The sequence below is a fragment of the Streptomyces manipurensis genome, assembly GCF_049570255.1.
GTDB classification, from domain to species: Bacteria; Actinomycetota; Actinomycetes; order Streptomycetales; family Streptomycetaceae; genus Streptomyces; species Streptomyces manipurensis.
Genome location: NZ_CP186950.1, coordinates 3,699,243 through 3,715,985, shown reverse-complemented (window position 1 = coordinate 3,715,985; position 16,743 = coordinate 3,699,243). Strand labels below are relative to the sequence as shown.

At 69.6% G+C, this 16,743-nt stretch carries 16 protein-coding genes; 9 read left to right on the top strand and 7 right to left on the bottom strand.

Annotation, left to right across the window (positions count from 1 at the left end; translation table 11 throughout):
• Positions 1–790: 790 nt before the first annotated feature.
• Positions 791–2,575 carry a chromosomal replication initiator protein DnaA gene (gene dnaA / locus ACPU2J_RS17125; protein ID WP_423833553.1) on the bottom strand — a complete coding sequence of 595 codons (1,785 nt, stop codon included), beginning with the start codon at positions 2,573–2,575 and terminating at the stop codon, positions 791–793.
• A gap of 354 nt (positions 2,576–2,929) precedes the next feature.
• Here dnaA and rpmH point away from each other — a divergent pair, with 354 nt between their 5' ends.
• The 9 genes from rpmH (at position 2,930) to ACPU2J_RS17080 (ending at position 9,381) form a co-directional block, all read left to right on the top strand.
• On the top strand, positions 2,930–3,067 hold the full coding sequence (gene rpmH / locus ACPU2J_RS17120; RefSeq protein WP_018547628.1) for a 50S ribosomal protein L34: 138 nt from the start codon (positions 2,930–2,932) through the stop codon (positions 3,065–3,067).
• Positions 3,068–3,088: 21 nt separating this feature from the next.
• Positions 3,089–3,463 carry a ribonuclease P protein component gene (rnpA, locus tag ACPU2J_RS17115; RefSeq protein WP_365491734.1) on the top strand — a complete coding sequence of 125 codons (375 nt, stop codon included), beginning with the start codon at positions 3,089–3,091 and terminating at the stop codon, positions 3,461–3,463.
• Positions 3,460–3,741 (top strand): membrane protein insertion efficiency factor YidD, encoded by a 282-nt coding sequence (yidD, locus tag ACPU2J_RS17110; protein WP_076043740.1) that lies wholly within the window; start codon positions 3,460–3,462, stop codon positions 3,739–3,741. The genes rnpA and yidD overlap by 4 nt, the downstream gene beginning before the upstream one ends.
• Before the next feature lie 3 nt (positions 3,742–3,744).
• Positions 3,745–4,848: a membrane protein insertase YidC gene (yidC, locus tag ACPU2J_RS17105; RefSeq protein ID WP_365076500.1), complete on the top strand. Its 1,104-nt coding sequence runs from the start codon at positions 3,745–3,747 to the stop codon at positions 4,846–4,848.
• Between the two features lie 15 nt (positions 4,849–4,863).
• Complete coding sequence (locus tag ACPU2J_RS17100) at positions 4,864–5,376, top strand: protein jag (RefSeq protein ID WP_399816077.1); 513 nt, start codon at positions 4,864–4,866, stop codon at positions 5,374–5,376.
• Between the two features lie 129 nt (positions 5,377–5,505).
• Complete coding sequence (rsmG, locus tag ACPU2J_RS17095; RefSeq protein WP_361589834.1) at positions 5,506–6,222, top strand: 16S rRNA (guanine(527)-N(7))-methyltransferase RsmG; 717 nt, start codon at positions 5,506–5,508, stop codon at positions 6,220–6,222.
• 266 nt (positions 6,223–6,488) lie between these two features.
• A complete protein-coding gene (locus ACPU2J_RS17090; protein WP_361589837.1) occupies positions 6,489–7,574 on the top strand; it encodes a ParA family protein in 1,086 nt (361 codons plus the stop codon).
• Positions 7,571–8,644, top strand: a complete 1,074-nt coding sequence (locus tag ACPU2J_RS17085) for a ParB/RepB/Spo0J family partition protein (protein ID WP_399816075.1) — start codon at positions 7,571–7,573, stop codon at positions 8,642–8,644. The genes ACPU2J_RS17090 and ACPU2J_RS17085 overlap by 4 nt, the downstream gene beginning before the upstream one ends.
• A 119-nt stretch (positions 8,645–8,763) precedes the next feature.
• Entirely contained in the window at positions 8,764–9,381 is a 618-nt protein-coding gene (locus tag ACPU2J_RS17080; RefSeq protein ID WP_361589842.1) for a GNAT family N-acetyltransferase, read from the top strand.
• A 67-nt stretch (positions 9,382–9,448) separates the two neighbouring features.
• Here ACPU2J_RS17080 and trxA read toward each other — a convergent pair whose 3' ends face one another.
• The 6 genes from trxA to murJ all read right to left on the bottom strand — a co-directional run bounded on the left by trxA (position 9,449) and on the right by murJ (position 16,721).
• Positions 9,449–9,790 carry a thioredoxin gene (trxA, locus tag ACPU2J_RS17075; RefSeq protein WP_361589845.1) on the bottom strand — a complete coding sequence of 114 codons (342 nt, stop codon included), beginning with the start codon at positions 9,788–9,790 and terminating at the stop codon, positions 9,449–9,451.
• 58 nt (positions 9,791–9,848) lie between these two features.
• The gene (trxB, locus tag ACPU2J_RS17070) at positions 9,849–10,808 is read right to left on the bottom strand and encodes a thioredoxin-disulfide reductase (protein ID WP_365076507.1); all 960 of its coding nucleotides are present in this window, start codon (positions 10,806–10,808) and stop codon (positions 9,849–9,851) included.
• A gap of 124 nt (positions 10,809–10,932) precedes the next feature.
• A complete protein-coding gene (locus tag ACPU2J_RS17065) occupies positions 10,933–11,862 on the bottom strand; it encodes a hypothetical protein (RefSeq protein WP_399816070.1) in 930 nt (309 codons plus the stop codon).
• Positions 11,859–12,560 (bottom strand): RNA polymerase sigma factor SigM, encoded by a 702-nt coding sequence (gene sigM, locus ACPU2J_RS17060; RefSeq protein WP_420080241.1) that lies wholly within the window; start codon positions 12,558–12,560, stop codon positions 11,859–11,861. The genes ACPU2J_RS17065 and sigM overlap by 4 nt, the downstream gene beginning before the upstream one ends.
• A 135-nt stretch (positions 12,561–12,695) precedes the next feature.
• Entirely contained in the window at positions 12,696–14,429 is a 1,734-nt protein-coding gene (locus ACPU2J_RS17055) for a protein kinase family protein (protein ID WP_423833552.1), read from the bottom strand.
• 117 nt (positions 14,430–14,546) lie between these two features.
• Positions 14,547–16,721, bottom strand: coding sequence for a murein biosynthesis integral membrane protein MurJ (gene murJ / locus ACPU2J_RS17050; RefSeq protein ID WP_423833551.1), 2,175 nt, complete (start codon positions 16,719–16,721; stop codon positions 14,547–14,549).
• Between the last annotated feature and the right edge of the window lie 22 nt (positions 16,722–16,743).

Below are 16,743 nucleotides of genomic sequence, written 5' to 3'. Positions count from 1 at the left end.
TTGAAAACCGAAACCGGCCTAACTCTCCATGGGGGTAGTAGTAGGGCCTGTGGAAACGGTGGATAAGCCCGTCGTCGCAGGTCAGGCCGCGTTTTTTATCCACCGACCCTGTGCATGGAGCCCGTGGACAACACGGGGTACCTGTGGAGAAACAAAAGTTCTGCACAGGCTGTCCCCAGGGGACCCCGATTACTCCACAGGTGTGTCCCCAGCTTTCCCCCGGTACTCCACAGCCCAAACGTCTACATCCGTGTGACGGCTTTCACTCCGGGCGGTGAGCGGGGGTGGCGCGTTGCCGAACAGTGGACAAGGGTGTGGAGAACCCTGCAGAACCTGTGCACAGGATGCGGGAACCTGTGGGTCGGCGGTGGACAACGTCGTGGACAGGGGTGTGGACGAAGATTTTGTCCACAGCCTGTGGATAGCGTTTGTGCACAAATCCACAGGGTGCTGACCTGGGCTGATGAGTACTCAACAGGCAGCCCTGTGGACAGATTGTGGGCGACGCGGGCGGTCCCCAGGGTGTGGACGGAAGAAAGTCCCCGAATCTGTGGATGAGTTGCTCCTCAGGGGGCGTATTCGAACAGTGAAGGGGCGCACGAGCAAAAGAGGGCGCCCCCGTTGTGGACCGGGAGCGCCCTCTGAATGCGTTTGAAGGCGTGCGCGAAGGCAGCGCGAAGGGGTGCGCGGAGGCAGCGCCGAGGGCGTTCGGCGGCAGTGCCAAGGCTGCGTGAAGGGGCCCCGGGGCGGGCCTGGGACGGCCCCGGGGCCCCTTCACGCAGCGGGCGCGTCAGCCGTTCTTGATGCGGTTGGTGAGCTCGGTGACCTGGTTGTAGATGGAACGCCGCTCGGCCATCAGCGCGCGGATCTTCCGGTCGGCGTGCATCACCGTCGTGTGGTCGCGGCCGCCGAACTGGGCCCCGATCTTCGGCAGCGACAGGTCGGTGAGCTCCCGGCACAGGTACATCGCGATCTGCCGCGCGGTCACCAGGACCCGGCTGCGCGAGGAGCCGCACAGGTCGTCCACCGTGAGCCCGAAGTAGTCGGCCGTCGCCGCCATGATGTCCGAGGCGGTGATCTCCGGTGCGCTGTCCTCGCCGCCCGGGATCAGGTTCTTCAGGACGTCCTCGGTCAGCCCGAGGTCGACCGGCTGCCGGTTGAGGCTCGCGAAGGCCGTGACCCGGATCAGCGCCCCCTCCAGCTCGCGGATGTTGCGCGAGATCCGGGAGGCGATGAACTCCAGTACCTCCGGGGGGGCGTTGAGCTGCTCCTGGACCGCCTTCTTGCGCAGGATCGCGATACGGGTCTCCAGCTCGGGCGGCTGGACGTCGGTGATCAGGCCCCACTCGAAGCGGTTGCGGAGCCGGTCCTCCAGGGTGACGAGCTGCTTGGGCGGCCGGTCCGAGGAGAGGACGATCTGCTTGTTGGCGTTGTGGAGCGTGTTGAAGGTGTGGAAGAACTCCTCCTGCGTCGACTCCTTGCTCGCGAGGAACTGGATGTCGTCGACGAGCAGGATGTCCATCTCGCGGTAGCGCTTGCGGAAGGCGTCGCCCTTGCCGTCGCGGATCGAGTTGATGAACTCGTTGGTGAACTCCTCCGAGCTCACGTACCGCACGCGGGTGCCCGGGTAGAGGCTGCGCGCGTAGTGCCCGATGGCGTGCAGCAGGTGCGTCTTGCCGAGCCCGGACTCCCCGTAGACGAAGAGCGGGTTGTAGGCCTTCGCCGGCGCCTCCGCCACGGCCACCGCCGCCGCGTGCGCGAAGCGGTTGGAGGCCCCGATGACGAAGGTGTCGAAGAGGTACTTGGGATTCAGCCGGGCGGTCGGCTCCAGCGGGCCCGAGGTGGAACCGCCGGAGGGGACCGGCGGCGCGGCCGCGGGCCGGCCCGGCGCGGGGCGCGGCGCGGACTGCTCGTAGGACTGCTGCTCGTACTGGTGCGGCTGGTGGGACTGCTGCGACTCGTACGGCTTCTGCTCGTACTGCTGCTGGTCGTAGGAGTTCTGCTCGTAGGCCCCCTGGTCGTAGCCCGAGGGCTCGGACTGCTGGAGGTAGCCCGGCTGGGGGGAGGCGTAGGGGTCGCGCTCGGGGAAGCCGCCGAGGCGGGGCTGCTGCCAGCCGTAGTCGTCCTGCTGTCCGCCGCGGGGCCAGGCGCCGGGCTCGGAGCGCGGCTGCTGGTAGTCCGGGTAGGCGGGACGGGCCGCGGGGAGCTGCTCCTCGGACGGGCCGCCGCCGTGGCGCTGGCCGCCGTACGGCTCGTAGCCGCCCGGCTGCGGGGCGGCCGGGGCCGGGGGCGCGGGCTCACCGGCGGAGTCGTCCACGGTGATCGCGATCCTGATGGGGCGGCCGCACTCCCTGCTCAGCGCGTCGCTGATCAGCGGGGCCAGCCGGCCCTCCAGCACGCGCTTGCCCCATTCATTGGGGACGGCGAGCAGGGCGGTGTCGGCGACCAGCGCCAGGGGCTGGCACCGCTCGACCCACTGCTTGTCCTTGGGCTCGATGCCCGGCTGTCCCTCTCCGAGGAGCTTCTCGAGCACCCTTGGCCACACTGCGGCAAGATCGGCAGGTACGTCAGCCACAGGGCACGCTCTCTCACAGGGGTCCCACGAATGTGTGGTTCTTTGGGACGGTCGGGACAAAAAATCCAGGGTCAGGCAACGGTAGTCAGGCCGGAGGCTGCGGTTCAAGTCGTTGTCCACAGCCTGTGCACAGTGTGGGCCGGGTCGGCTCGGTTTGACCGGATGGCGTAGCCGCGCGTACCGTAACGAGGTCGAGTTGTCGATGGCTGCTGCCGCCTGCCTACCGATGGGCGAAGGTCACTGATAGTGATCATTTAGCGGTGCCACTCGGGCGAACACGCGAGTTTCCTCGTGGGCGCACGGTGACAGCCAGGCGATGTCCCGCCACAACGATTCATTCTCTGGAGCCCCCGAGTGAGCAAGCGCACCTTCCAGCCGAACAACCGCCGTCGCGCCAAGACCCACGGCTTCCGCCTGCGGATGCGTACCCGTGCCGGTCGCGCGATCCTGGCGAACCGCCGTTCCAAGGGCCGCGCCGCCCTTTCCGCGTAACAACACGCAGGTCGTGACGTCGTGCTGTCTCCCGAGAATCGGCTGAGGCGGCGCGAGGACTTCGCGGCCGCGGTGCGTCGAGGACGTCGGGCCGGGCGCCCACTCCTCGTCGTCCACCTACGTACAAGCGGTGCAACGGACCCGCACGAGTCGGGGGAGACAGCTCCCTCGTCGCGTGCGGGTTTCGTCGTCAGCAAGGCCGTCGGCAACGCCGTCGTGCGCAACCGGGTCAAGCGCCGCCTGCGCCATCTGGTCCGCGAGCGGCTCGCACAGCTGCCCGCCGGTAGCCTGGTGGTGGTACGCGCGTTGCCCGGAGCGGGCGATGCCGGCCCCGAAGAACTGGCCCGGGACCTGGACGCCGCTCTGGCGCGGCTCCTGGGAGGCGTGGCTCGATGAAGTACCCGCTGCTCGCTTTGATCAAGCTGTACCAGTGGACGATCAGTCCGCTGCTCGGCCCGGTGTGCCGTTACTACCCCTCGTGTTCGCACTACGGGTACACGGCCATCGACCGGCATGGTGCGGTGAAGGGGACAGCACTGACCGCCTGGCGGATCCTGCGGTGCAACCCGTGGTCCCCGGGTGGTGTGGACCATGTCCCACCTCGTAAACGCCCGCGTTGGCACGAGCAGCTGCGCAGTGCGTTGCGTAGATCTCGCAATGCTCAAGGAGCCTGATTAGTGGACACGATTGCCAGTCTGTTCAGCTTTATCACCACACCCGTCTCGTGGATCATCGTCCAGTTCCACAGCCTGTACGGCGCGATCTTCGGTGCGGACAGTGGGTGGGCCTGGGGCCTGTCCATCGTGTCCCTGGTGATCTTGATCCGTATCTGCCTGATCCCGCTCTTCGTGAAGCAGATCAAGGCGACGCGTGGCATGCAGGCGCTCCAGCCGAAGATGAAGGCGATCCAGGAGCGCTACAAGAACGACAAGCAGCGTCAGTCCGAAGAGATGATGAAGCTGTACAAGGAGACGGGTACCAACCCGCTCTCCTCGTGCCTTCCCATCCTGGCGCAGTCCCCGTTCTTCTTCGCGCTGTACCACGTGCTGGCGAACATCGCCGACGGCAAGACCATCGGTGTGCTGAACCAGCAGCTCGTCGACAGCGCCCGTGAAGCCAAGATCTTCGGCGCGCCCATCGCCGCCAAGTTCATGGACAGCTCGGAGAAGGTCGCGGCGCTCGGCGCGTCGATCACCGACGTCCGCGTCGTGACCGCCGTCATGATCGTCCTGATGTCGCTGTCGCAGTTCTACACCCAGCGTCAGCTGATGCAGAAGAACGTCGACCTCTCGGTCAAGACGCCGTTCATGCAGCAGCAGAAGATGCTGATGTACATCTTCCCGGTGATCTTCGCGGTCATGGGCATCAACTTCCCCGTCGGTGTCCTCGTGTACTGGCTCACCACGAACGTCTGGACCATGGGTCAGCAGATGTACGTGATCAACCAGAACCCGACCCCGGGCAGCAAGGCGCAGGACCAGTACCTGACCCGTCTGCTGAAGCACGTCAGCTCGCACGGCGAGGTCAAGGGCCGGGGCAAGAAGAAGGTCGTCGCGGCGATCGTCGCCAAGGGCCCGGACCGCAACGACAACGAGCGCAAGTTCATCGCGGCTCTCACGAAGCAGGGCCTGGCCGCACAGGCCGACGGCTCCGTGATCAAGAGCGCCGAGGCCACGGCAGACTCGGATGCGGCGAGCGGCGGTGCCGCGAAGCGGCAGCAGCCGAAGCGGCAGAGCAAGTCGCAGCGTCAGACGCCCAGCAAGCCCTCTTCCAAGAAGTAAGAAGGAGTCCCTCCCGTGACGGAAGGCACCACCACCGCCGCCGCTGAGAGTGGCGACACCCTGACCCGCCTCGAGCAGGAGGGTGAGATCGCGGCCGACTACCTGGAGGGTCTGCTCGACATCGCAGACCTGGACGGGGACATCGACATGGACGTCGAGGCCGACCGTGCCGCGGTGTCGATCGTCAGTGACTCCGCCGGCCGCGACCTGCAGAAGCTCGTGGGCCGCGACGGTGAGGTCCTGGAGGCCCTGCAGGAGCTGACCCGTCTCGCCGTCCACCGGGAGACCGGGGACCGCAGCCGGCTGATGCTGGACATCGCCGGGTTCCGTGCGAAGAAGCGCGAGGAGCTGGCGGCACTGGGAGCCAAGGCCGCGGCGGACGTGAAGGCGTCGGGCGAGCCCCTGAAGCTCGACCCGATGACCCCGTTCGAGCGGAAGGTCGTCCACGACGCCGTGGCGGCCGCGGGTCTGCGGAGCGAGTCCGAGGGCGAGGAGCCGCAGCGCTTCGTCGTTGTGCTCCCTGCCTGATCGCACGCATGAGTATTCGGCCCCGTCTGTATCGCAGGCGGGGCCGATGTTTGTCAGCCTGGCATGTGAACGACGCGGTACTCCGAGGACCTGTTCCTCGGAGCCACGAGGTACGGAAGGACGGTCCCCGTGACGGAGGCAGCTGAGCTTCCCCCGGCGCCCGAAGAGGCACGCGCGGTGTTCGGTGAGTTTTTCCCCGAGGCGGTGCGGTATGCGGAGCTGCTGGCGGACGCGGGAGTCAAGCGAGGCTTGATCGGCCCGCGCGAGGTGCCCCGGCTGTGGGAGCGGCACCTGTTGAACTGCGCGGTCCTGTCGGAAGTGGTTCCCCAGAACGTCAGCGTCTGCGACGTGGGCTCGGGTGCGGGTCTGCCCGGTATCCCGCTGGCGCTGGTGCGCAGGGACCTGAAGATCACTCTGCTGGAGCCGCTGCTGCGGAGGACGACCTTCCTCCAGGAGGCCGTGGAGCTGCTGGGCCTGGACCACGTCACCGTGGTGCGCGGCCGTGCCGAGGAGGTCCTGGGCAAGATGCAGCCGGTGCACGTGGTGACGGCCCGGGCGGTGGCGCCGCTGGACCGGCTGGCCGGCTGGGGCGTGCCCCTGCTGCGCCCCTACGGGGAGATGCTGGCGCTGAAGGGCGACACCGCGGAGGAAGAGCTGGTCACGGCGAAGACCGCGCTGACGAAGCTGGGCGTGGTGAAGACCTCGGTACTGCAGGTGGGCGAGGGCCTGGTGGACCCGCTGTCGACGGTGGTCCGGGTCGAGGTCGGAGAAAGCCCCGGTGGGGTGAGGTTCGCGGCCAAGCGGGCTAAGGCGGCCAGGGTTGGACGGACCCGCCGCCGTCGTTGACGGGTCCGGTGTCCTGAGGGCCCGACGGGGATTTCGTCCGCGTTGGGCCCTCCAGGTAGGGATTTCGGAGTGTCGAAGAGGGCTGAAGACTCCGTCCGTGCATCGTGTTTCACGTGAAACGTCGCTCTCTGCTGCACGGAATCATCAGCCGCGGCCGCGCGGCTGCGTCCCCCCTCCAGCGCAAGGAAGCAAGGGGGACGGAGTTGTCCACATCGGTGGATTCATCCACAGGAGTACGGGCCCCGCTGGTTCGCGACCCGGGTGACATGGCAGGCTCTGTTCATCGCGAGCCTGATGTCGAGGAGAGTGACACCGTGCGGTCCGACGCCAACCTCGCGGGGCCGATGGCCGACCCGGTCCCCGGTCCCCGCTCTGAATCGGCGGGCGACGATGTTTCACGTGAAACATCGCCCCCACCCCTAGTGGACAACGAGACCCCCATCGAACGAGCCGCCCACCTGGCGGTCGAGGCCCTGGGGCGTTCCGAGGCACTGCCTCGGCCGGAGCAGACCCGCATCATGGTGGTCGCCAACCAGAAGGGCGGCGTGGGCAAGACCACCACGACCGTGAACCTGGCGGCCTCCCTGGCCCTGCACGGGGCACGTGTGCTCGTTGTCGACCTCGACCCGCAGGGCAACGCCTCCACCGCTCTGGGCATCGACCACCACGCCGAGGTGCCGTCGATCTACGACGTGCTCGTGGACAGTCGGCCCCTGATGGAGGTCGTCCAGCCCGTGGTGGACGTGGAAGGCCTCTTCTGCGCCCCTGCCACGATCGACCTGGCGGGTGCGGAGATCGAGTTGGTGTCGCTGGTGGCCAGGGAGAGCCGTCTTCAGCGGGCGATCCAGGCGTACGACCAGCCCCTCGACTACATCCTGATCGACTGCCCGCCCTCGCTCGGTCTCCTGACCGTGAACGCGATGGTGGCGGGCGCCGAGGTGCTGATCCCGATCCAGTGCGAGTACTACGCACTGGAGGGGCTGGGCCAGCTCCTGCGCAACGTCGATCTGGTGCGGGCCCACCTCAACCCGGCGCTCCACGTGTCCACCATCCTGCTGACGATGTACGACGGCAGGACCCGGCTGGCCTCGCAGGTGGCCGAGGAGGTGCGCAGCCACTTCGGCAAGGAGGTGCTGCGCACGAGCATCCCCCGGTCGGTGCGCATCTCCGAGGCTCCGAGCTACGGGCAGACGGTGCTCACCTATGACCCGGGTTCCAGTGGTTCCCTCTCCTATCTGGAGGCGGCGCGAGAGATCGCGTTCCGGGGGGTCGGAATGCAGTACGAGGCCCGGCACGCCCATCTGGGCTCGGGCATGAACAGCACGCAGAGTGTGGCGGAGGGGATCCAGTGAGCGATCGACGTAGAGGTCTGGGGCGGGGGCTCGCTGCGCTGATCCCTGCGGCCGCGCAGGAGAAGGTGCCCCCGGTGGTCAGCGCCGGGTCGGCCTCGCCGGCGGCGGTTCCGGTACTGCCTTCGGAGCGGGGTGTCGCGGCGGCCAAGCTCGCGTCGCTGACGCAGGCCGATGTTTCACGTGAAACGCCGCTGGCGGTGGTTCCGGAGGTCGAGCCGGAGCCGGCTCCGGAGGCCGACGACGTGGCGGGGGCCCGTTTCGCCGAGCTTCCGATGGAAGCGATCACGCCCAACCCGCGGCAGCCCCGCGAGGTGTTCGACGAGGACGCACTTGCCGAGCTGGTGACCTCCATCCAGGAGGTGGGTCTGCTCCAGCCGGTCGTGGTGCGTCAGGTGGCTCCCGGCCGCTATGAGCTGATCATGGGTGAGCGGCGCTGGCGGGCCTGCCGTGAGGCCGGGCTCGACGCCATCCCCGCGATCATCCGCGCGACGGACGACGAGAAGCTGCTGCTGGACGCTCTCCTGGAGAACCTCCACCGGGCGCAGCTCAACCCGCTGGAAGAGGCTGCGGCCTACGACCAGCTCCTCCAGGACTTCAACTGCACCCACGACCAGCTGGCCGACCGGATCGGCCGCTCGCGTCCCCAGGTGTCGAACACCCTGCGCCTGCTGAAGCTGTCGCCGCCGGTGCAGCGCCGGGTGGCCGCCGGGGTGCTCTCGGCGGGGCACGCGCGGGCGCTGCTCTCGGTGGAGGACTCCGCCGAGCAGGACCGGCTGGCCCACCGGATCGTGGCCGAGGGGCTGTCGGTGCGCGCGGTCGAGGAGATCGTGACGCTGATGGCTTCGGAGCCCACGAGCAGCGTGAAGCCGAAGGGGCCGCGTGCGGGAGCGCGGGTCTCGCCGGCGCTGAGCGAGCTGGCGACCAGGCTGTCGGACCGGTTCGAGACCCGTGTGAAGGTCGACCTGGGACAGAAGAAGGGCAAGATCACCGTCGAGTTCGCCTCGATGGAGGATCTGGAGCGCATCCTGGGCACGCTGGCTCCGGGTGAGGGCCGCGTCCTGGAGCAGTGACCGTCCGGGGACTGATCCCCGGGTCTGGCGAGGGGCGGACCGTGCCGGTGCGAAACCGGCACGGTCCGCCCCTTCGCTTTGCTGTCGAAGAACGATGGGGCAGTGGATACGATGCGGTCATGGGTCGTCGGCTGGTACCGCTCACGCTGGACAACCTCCAGGATCTGCCCCGACGTTGCCGGTCCTGCGTCTTCTGGGAACTGGACCCGGTCAGTGGTGAGGCCGCCGTCAAGGCGGGCACCCCGGCGACGGAGAAGGAGGCGTGGATCTCCGCCGTCCTCCTGGAGTGGGGGTCCTGCGGCCGGGTGGTCTACGTCGACGAGGTCCCGGTGGGCTTCGTGCTCTACGCACCGCCGGCCTACGTGCCCCGGGCGACCGCCTTTCCCACCAGTCCCGTGTCCCCCGACGCCGTGCAGCTGATCACGGCGTGGATCACGCCCGGCTATCAGGGGCAGGGCCTGGGGCGGGTCATGGTGCAGACGGTGGCGAAGGACCTGCTGCGGAGGGGTTTCCGCGCGATCGAGGCCTTCGGGGACGCGCGGTGGGAGGGGCCGGCGTGTCTGCTCCCCGCGGACCATCTCCTGGCGGTGGGCTTCAAGACCGTCCGGCCGCATCCGGTGCACCCCCGGCTGCGGCTGGAGCTGCGATCCACCCTGTCGTGGAAGGAAGACGTGGAGCTGGCGCTGGACCGGCTGCTGGGCGGAGCGCGCAAGGAGCCGGCCTTGCGCCCGCTCTGAGCCGACACAGCGAAACGGGCCCGCCCCATGCGGGGGCGGGCCCGTTTCACCTGGAACAGAACTGCCGTCAGGCGGACTTGACCTCGACGAAGTCGGAGAGGTCGCGCAGGATGGCGGCCTTCGGCTTCGCGCCGACGATGGTCTTGGCGACCTCGCCGCCCTGGTAGACGTTCAGCGTCGGAATGGACATGACGCCGTACTTGGCGGCCGTGGCCGGGTTCTCGTCGATGTTGAGCTTGACGATCTCGATCTGGTCGCCGTACTCGGCGGCGATGGCCTCGAGGGACGGCGCGATCTGGCGGCACGGTCCGCACCAGGCGGCCCAGAAGTCCACCAGTACGGGCTTGTCGTTCTTCAGGACCTCGGCCTCGAAGTCGGCGTCGGTCACGTTCTTGAGGGTGCCGGCCACAGCGGCCTCCTTCTTCCTGCGGGGTGGGGTGTAGGGCTGGTGCGGGGGGTCAGACCGGTCAGACCGCTGCGTGGGCCTTCTCGGCGTCCGCGAGGGCGGCGAGGAAGCGCTCGGCGTCCAGAGCGGCCGAGCAGCCGGTGCCGGCGGCGGTGATGGCCTGACGGTACGTGTGGTCCACGACGTCGCCGGCGCCGAAGACACCGGTGACGCTGGTCCGGGTGGAGGGAGCCTCGACCTTGAGGTAGCCCTCGTCGTCGAGGTCCAGCTGGTCCTTGAAGAGCTCGGTGCGCGGGTCGTGGCCGACGGCGATGAAGAGGCCGGTCACGGGCAGCTGGCTGGTCTCACCGGTCTTGGTGTTGCGCAGGGTGAGGCCGGAGAGCTTCTGCTCGCCGTGGATCTCGGAGACCTCGCTGTCCCAGGCGAACGTGATCTTCGGGTCGGCGAAGGCGCGGTCCTGCATCGCCTTGGAGGCGCGCAGGCTGTCACGGCGGTGGACGATCGTGACGGACTTGGCGAAGCGGGAGAGGAAGGTCGCCTCCTCGATCGCGGTGTCGCCGCCACCGACCACGGCGATGTCGTGGTCCTTGAAGAAGAACCCGTCGCAGGTGGCGCACCAGGAGACGCCGCGGCCGGAGAGCGCGTCCTCGTTGGGCAGACCGAGCTTGCGGTGCTGCGAGCCGGTGGTCACGATGACGGCCTTGGCGCGGTGCACGGTCCCGGCGGTGTCGGTGACGGTCTTGATCTCACCGGTGAGGTCCACCGACACGATGTCGTCCGGGACCAGTTCGGCACCGAAGCGCTCGGCCTGCGCACGCATGTTGTCCATGAGGTCCGGGCCCATGATGCCGTCCTGGAAGCCCGGGAAGTTCTCCACGTCGGTGGTGTTCATCAGGGCGCCACCGGCGGTGACGGCACCTTCGAAGACCAGCGGCTTGAGCGAAGCGCGTGCGGTGTACAGGGCGGCCGTGTAACCGGCCGGCCCGGAGCCGATGATGATCACGTTTCGAACGTCGCTCACGGGTTTCTTCCTCGTCTCTGCGGACTGCGTGCTGCCTACCGGGGGCCGGTGCGGACTCTCACCCCACCCAACGGATCCTACGGCGCATGCATTCCCCGCCCGGCCGGGTGCCGCCCCGATCGGGTCAGCTTCGGGGGAAGGTGTTCTTCACGAGCACCTTTCCGGGGGTTGTCGAGCCGGCCTTCTCACACCCGCTGTCGACGACGTACGCGTCGATGCGGGAGGAGTCGTTCGGGTGCGGCAGGACGACGAGGTAGACACCGGTGCTCCGATAGGTGCCGCGCTCGGCGCCGAGCGGTGACTCCGTGCGGCCGGTCGCCTCCCGGACACAGGCGGGGAGGTTCGGCGGAGCGACCTTGTCGCCCGGTACGGCCCCGGGAACGTTGCCGGGGGTGTCGTCCGCGCCGAGGGTGCTGTTCTCCTCACCGGGGACGTTGCGGGCACCAGGAGCGAGGGCCACGAGCCGGTCGACTCCCTCCCGCAGTCCCTGTCCCGTGTAGTCCGGGCCGCCGGCCGCACTGACGGAGGGCTGGTCGGCGGAGGAGGGGGCCTCGGTACGGGCAGCGCTGTCGTGGGCCGGGCTCCCGGAGAAGTCCCCGAACAGGAAGAGGCCCAGGGCACAGGCCCCGGCGCCGATCAGACCGCCGAGCACCGCGATGCGGCGTCGGGCGCGGCGCCGGCCGGGTCCGGTTGGGCCGGTCGGGTGACCCGCGGGCGATGTTTCACGTGAAACGGCGCGCCCCGTCGCGCGGACCGGAGCCTCGGGAGCCGCAGAGGTCTCCGGCTGGGTCGCGTCGAGGAGCGCCTCGGCGGCGAGGGCGGCGTCGATGCGGCCGGCGATGTCGGAGGGCATCCGGGCCGGGCCCGGCAGGGTGCCGAGCAGGCCGCGGATCTCCTCCAGGGAGGTCCGGACGTCGGAGCACAGGGTGCAGTCGTCGAGGTGCCGACGGATTTCGGCGGTCCGGGACGGGGAGAGGAGTCCTTCGGTCAGGTCGGAGATCTCGGAGACGTCCGGGTGCCGGATCGTGCCGTGCGTGCCGGTCGCCGGGGTCATGTGCGTCCACCTCCGCCCTTCACTGCGTCTGGGTCTGGATGTCTGGGGTCTGCCGCTGGTGGGACGGATGTCCCCGGCGTCCGGTTCCTTCCCCGCTCCACGGCGGGGTTATCCCCGGCATTCGAGCGCAGATGAGTGAGCATCGGCGCGAGTTTCGCCCGGCCACGGGCACAGCGGCTCTTCACGGTGCCGGTGGGCACGTCGAGGATCCGGGCGGCCTCGGCCACCGGGTACCCCTGCATGTCGACGAGGACGAGCGCGGCCCGCTGGTCGGCCGGCAGCGTGCTCAGGGCGGCCAGGAGCTGGCGGTGGAGCTCCTCGCGCTCCGCGGGAGCCTCGGCGGACTCATGAGGCTCCAGGAGGGTCTCCAGGCGCTCCGTGTCGTCGAGGGGCGCCGTCCGGCGGGAGGAGGCCTTGCGGGCGCGGTCGAGGCAGGCGTTGACGGTGATGCGGTGCAGCCAGGTGGTGACGGCGGACTCACCGCGGAAGGAGCCCGCGGCCCGGTACGCGGAGACCAGGGCGTCCTGCACCGCATCGGCGGCCTCCTCGCGGTCCCCGAGGGTCCGCAGTGCCACGGCCCACAAGCGGTCCCGGTGGCGCCGCACGATCTCACCGAAGGCCTCGGTGTCCCCGCCGACGTGCCGGGCCAGGAGTTCCCGGTCCGAGGCGGGAGCGGGTTCGTCAGCCGCGGGCCTCATCATTCCCCTCCTGTCGGGAGCCGTGCACAAGTGGTCCCGGGGCCGTCCCGGAAGCGGACCGCACGGCCGGGGCCGCGGGTCCGCGGGGGCGGAGCCCCCGCATGCCACCTGCCCGGCCGGGCGCGACGGGAAGCGTCAGGAGTTCCGGGAGAAGACCACGTTGGAGATGCCCTGCTTGAAGCCGGCCCGGCTGAAATCCGACGGAGGGGCCTTGGGCATGGCGGTGATCCACAGGACCACGTAGCGGGCCTTGACCGGCTTCTCGGCGACGATGTCCAGCTGTTTCTTCGTTGTCGTCCCGTCAGCGATCTTCTGCATGTTCGTGAGCGGGGTCGAGGAGGACAGGCTCGGTGCCGCGTAGAGCGTCACCGTGGTGCGATCGCCGGCGTACGTGAGCGCTATCGAGGCCGCGCTCACGTCCTGTTCCTCGCCGAGGTCGAAGACCAGCCCCAGGCCCTGCTTGTAGGAGCCCATGACCGGACCGTCTTCGAACGAGTAGGTCCGCCAGAACGACTTGGGGTCGTCGTCGTAGCTGTTGGGGACCCCGTCGATGTTCTGGGGGTTGCCGTCCGGGTAGTACTCGGCGGCTCCCTTGATGGACACCGGGGTGCGCTCGGGATCCTTCGGGTTGTCCTCGGGGCCGGGCGTGGTGGTGTTGTTGGTACCGCTGTTGCCCTTCTGGCTGCCGCGGTCCAGCAGGGTGTCGGCCAGCTGCCAGCTGCCCAGTCCGAGAGCGGCGATGAGCAGCGCGGCGACGCCCCACTTCAGGACCCGGCCGGTGCGGCTCTGCAGGGGTGGCGGCGGAGGCGGGACGGGACGGCTCTGCACGGTGGCCGTACCGGGCTGGGCGAGCCGGCCGTAGCTGCCCTGCTGGTAGGTCGTGTGCTGGTACTCCGGAGGGGCCGCGAACGCGGGCTCCGGCGGCCGGATGCGGGGCATCGCCGCCACGGCCTTGGCCAGCTCGTCGGGGGTGGTGCAGGCCGGCTCCTGACGGGACGCGGTGGCCCCGTCGTTGGCGAGCGCGCGCATCGCCAGTTCGCCCAGACCGCGGTGGACACCCGCGCGGACCTGGTCGGGGGCGATCAGGCCCACGCCCTTGGGCAGGCCGGTCAGGCCGTACGCGTCGCTCTCGTACGGCCAGCGCTGGGTGAGGGCGGCGTACAGGAGGGCGCCGATGGCCTCGGTGTCGGCACGCTGCGGGGTCTCGCTGGTGATGCCGCGCAGGGCGGCGTTCACGGCGAGGCCGCGGATCCGGTACTGGCCGGTCGACGTGCGCAGTATGGCGCTGGGTGTCAGTCGCAGATGGGCGAGGCCCTCGCGGTGCGCGGCGGCCATCGCCTGGGAGACCTGGCTGACCAGCTGGTAGGCCTCGTGGGCCTCCAGCGGGCCGAGGGCGAGCAGGGCGGTGAGCTCGGTGGCGTCCGGCAGCCACTCGTGCACCACGTAGACGAGGTCGTTCTCCTCCACGGCGTCGAGCACCTGGACGAAGCGCGGGTCGCCGAGCAGGGCGGAGGAGCGGGCGGCCGCCAGGACGGAGCGGGCCCGTGCGTGGTCCGCGGGCATCAGGTGGACGCCCACGGCCCGGCGCAGCTTCTCGTCCATGGCGCGCCAGCTGCTGAATCCGTCCACACGGGTGACGCACTCTTCCAGCCGGTAGCGCCGGGCGAGCTTGTGCCCGCTGTGGAGTTCGGGCGCGGCCGCGGGGGCCGCGTTCTTGCCTTCGCCGTCCTTGTCGGGCATGGGTCCGTCCGCGGCTCGTCCGTTCTGGGTGTCCACCCCGTCGGACGTGGCCTGTGCCGCCTGTGCGGCCAGCGGCTTGTCGCCGCTGTTGTCGGCCACGTCGACGGCAGCCGTGCTACGTTCCGCCACCGTCGTTCCTGCCTCCCCATCCGTTGCGCGCTCCAGGCCAGTCTGCGAAGCCAAGCCAATTGTGCCCACAGTCCGACGCTATGCACGACACACGAAAGGGGGCGACGGTTGTGCGCATCAGCGCCCCAAACGCCCGCGGACCATCCCGACCATCGCGTTGAGCTCTTCGATCCGCATGCGCTTGGCAGCGATGAGGAACACGGCCGCCAGGGCGATCGCTCCGGCGAGGAGGGCACTGGCGGAACCGAGGACTCCACTGCCGAGCCACTGGGTGACCCCGTAGGCCGCGCCGCCCGCGACGGCGGCGGCGGGGACGCAGGCACCGGTGAGGCGGGCGTAGGTGCGCATCACGTGGGCGCCGTCGAGGTCGCCGCCGAGCCGGGTGCGCAGCCGGCGCCAGGCCACGCCGACACCGACGGCGTAGCCCAGCCCGTAGGCGGCGGCCATGCCGACGACCGCCCAGCGCGCCGGCAGGACGAAGAACGCGGCAACGGAGGCGGAGGCGTTGACCGCGGCCACGATGACGGTGTTGTAGAACGGCGTACGGGTGTCCTCGTAGGCGTAGAAGCCGCGCAGGACGACGTACTGGACGGAGTACGGGATGAGTCCGAGGCCGAAGGCCATCAGGACGTAGCCGATGTTCTGGGCGCCTGCGCCGGAGCCTGCGTAGAGCAGGGTGGCCATCGGGACGCCCAGCGCCAGGAACGCAAAGGCGCACGGCACGATCGCGACGGCCGAGGTGCGCAGCCCGTAGGAGATGTCGTCGCGCACCGCGGCGGCGTCCCCGTCGTGGGCGGAGCGCGAAATGCGGGGCAGGACGGCCGTCATGACGGAGACGGTGATGATGGCCTGCGGCATCTGCCACAGGAGCAGCGCGTAGTTGTAGGCGGTGATGCCCGTACCGGAGTGGCCCTGCTTCTCGGCGACGGCACCGGCCCAGGTGGCGAGCTGGGTGACGATGACCAGACCGACCTGGTTGGCGAGGACGAAGAAGAACGTCCACTTCGCCAGACGGGCGGCCTTGCCGAGGCCGTGACCCTTCCAGTCGAAGCGCAGGCGCGGAGTGAAGCCCGCGTCGCGCAGGTACGGCAGCATGGCCAGGGCCTGGACGGTGAGGCCGAGCAGGGTGCCCAGACCCAGCAGGCGCACGCCCTCGGCGGTGACGGTGCCGGCGTTGACGCCGGAGGTGGTGAAGCCGCCGAAGGCCCAGATGAAGGCGCCGAACGTGGCGATGACCACGATGTTGTTGAGGACGGGGGTCCACATCATCGCGCCGAACCGGCCGCGGGCGTTGAGGATCTGACCGAGCACCACGTGGATGCCCATGAAGAACATCGTGGGCAGGCAGTAGCGGGCGAAGGCGACCGCCACCTCCATCTGCTGCGGGTCGGAGGCGATCTTCGGCGACATCATGGTGATGAACACCGGCGCCGCCAGCACACAGATGGTGGTGATGCCGGCGAGCAGGACGACGACGAGGGTCAGCAGCCGGTTGGCGTAGGCCTCGCCCCCGTCGCTGTCGTTCTTCATGGCCCGGACCAGCTGCGGGATGAAGACGGCGTTCAGGGCGCCGCCGCCGACCAGCACGTAGATCATCGTGGGCAGCGTGTTGGCGATCTGGTAGGTGTCGTTGAAGGTGCCGACACCGATCGCACCGGCGATCACCAGGGTCCTGAGGAAGCCGGTGATGCGGGAGACGATCGTGCCCGCTGCCATGAGCGCGCTGGACTTCAGCAGGCTCGCGGCGCGTCCGGCCGGCTTGGCCGGTGCCGGAGCGGCGACGGGGACGTCCTCGACCGGGGTGCGGGGGGCCGCCTCCTGGTCCCGGTAGAGGTGCGCGAACGCGTCCGGCTCGGGCTCCTCCTCCGAGGCCCGGGTGACGAGCGAGTCCACGCCGACGAACTCGGTGGTCGCCGCGGTGTCGCCGTACGGCAGGTGACGCGACGGACCGTCCGGCTCGGGCGGCGGGGTCTGGGCCCACACGCGAGGGTCGGGGGAGTAGGCGGGCGCGGCCGGCGCCGCGTAGAGCGGACCGGGCTCCTGGTAGGTGCCGGGCGGCGGCGGCGGGTGCGCGGCGCGGTCGTAGAGGACCTCTGCCACGGGGTCCTGCGCCGACAGGTCCTGGGACCGGTACGGGTCGTATTCGTAGGCGTCCTGGACATACGGGTCGTGGTCCGGCGCGGGCGCAGGCGCGGGAACCTGCCCGGGCACCGGGGCGCCCGGGGCAGCGCCCTGGGCGGGCGTGGGCCCGCCAGTGCCCTGCGCGCGGTCACCGTCGTACGGCGCGTTCATCGAAACCCCACCTCATCGTCCC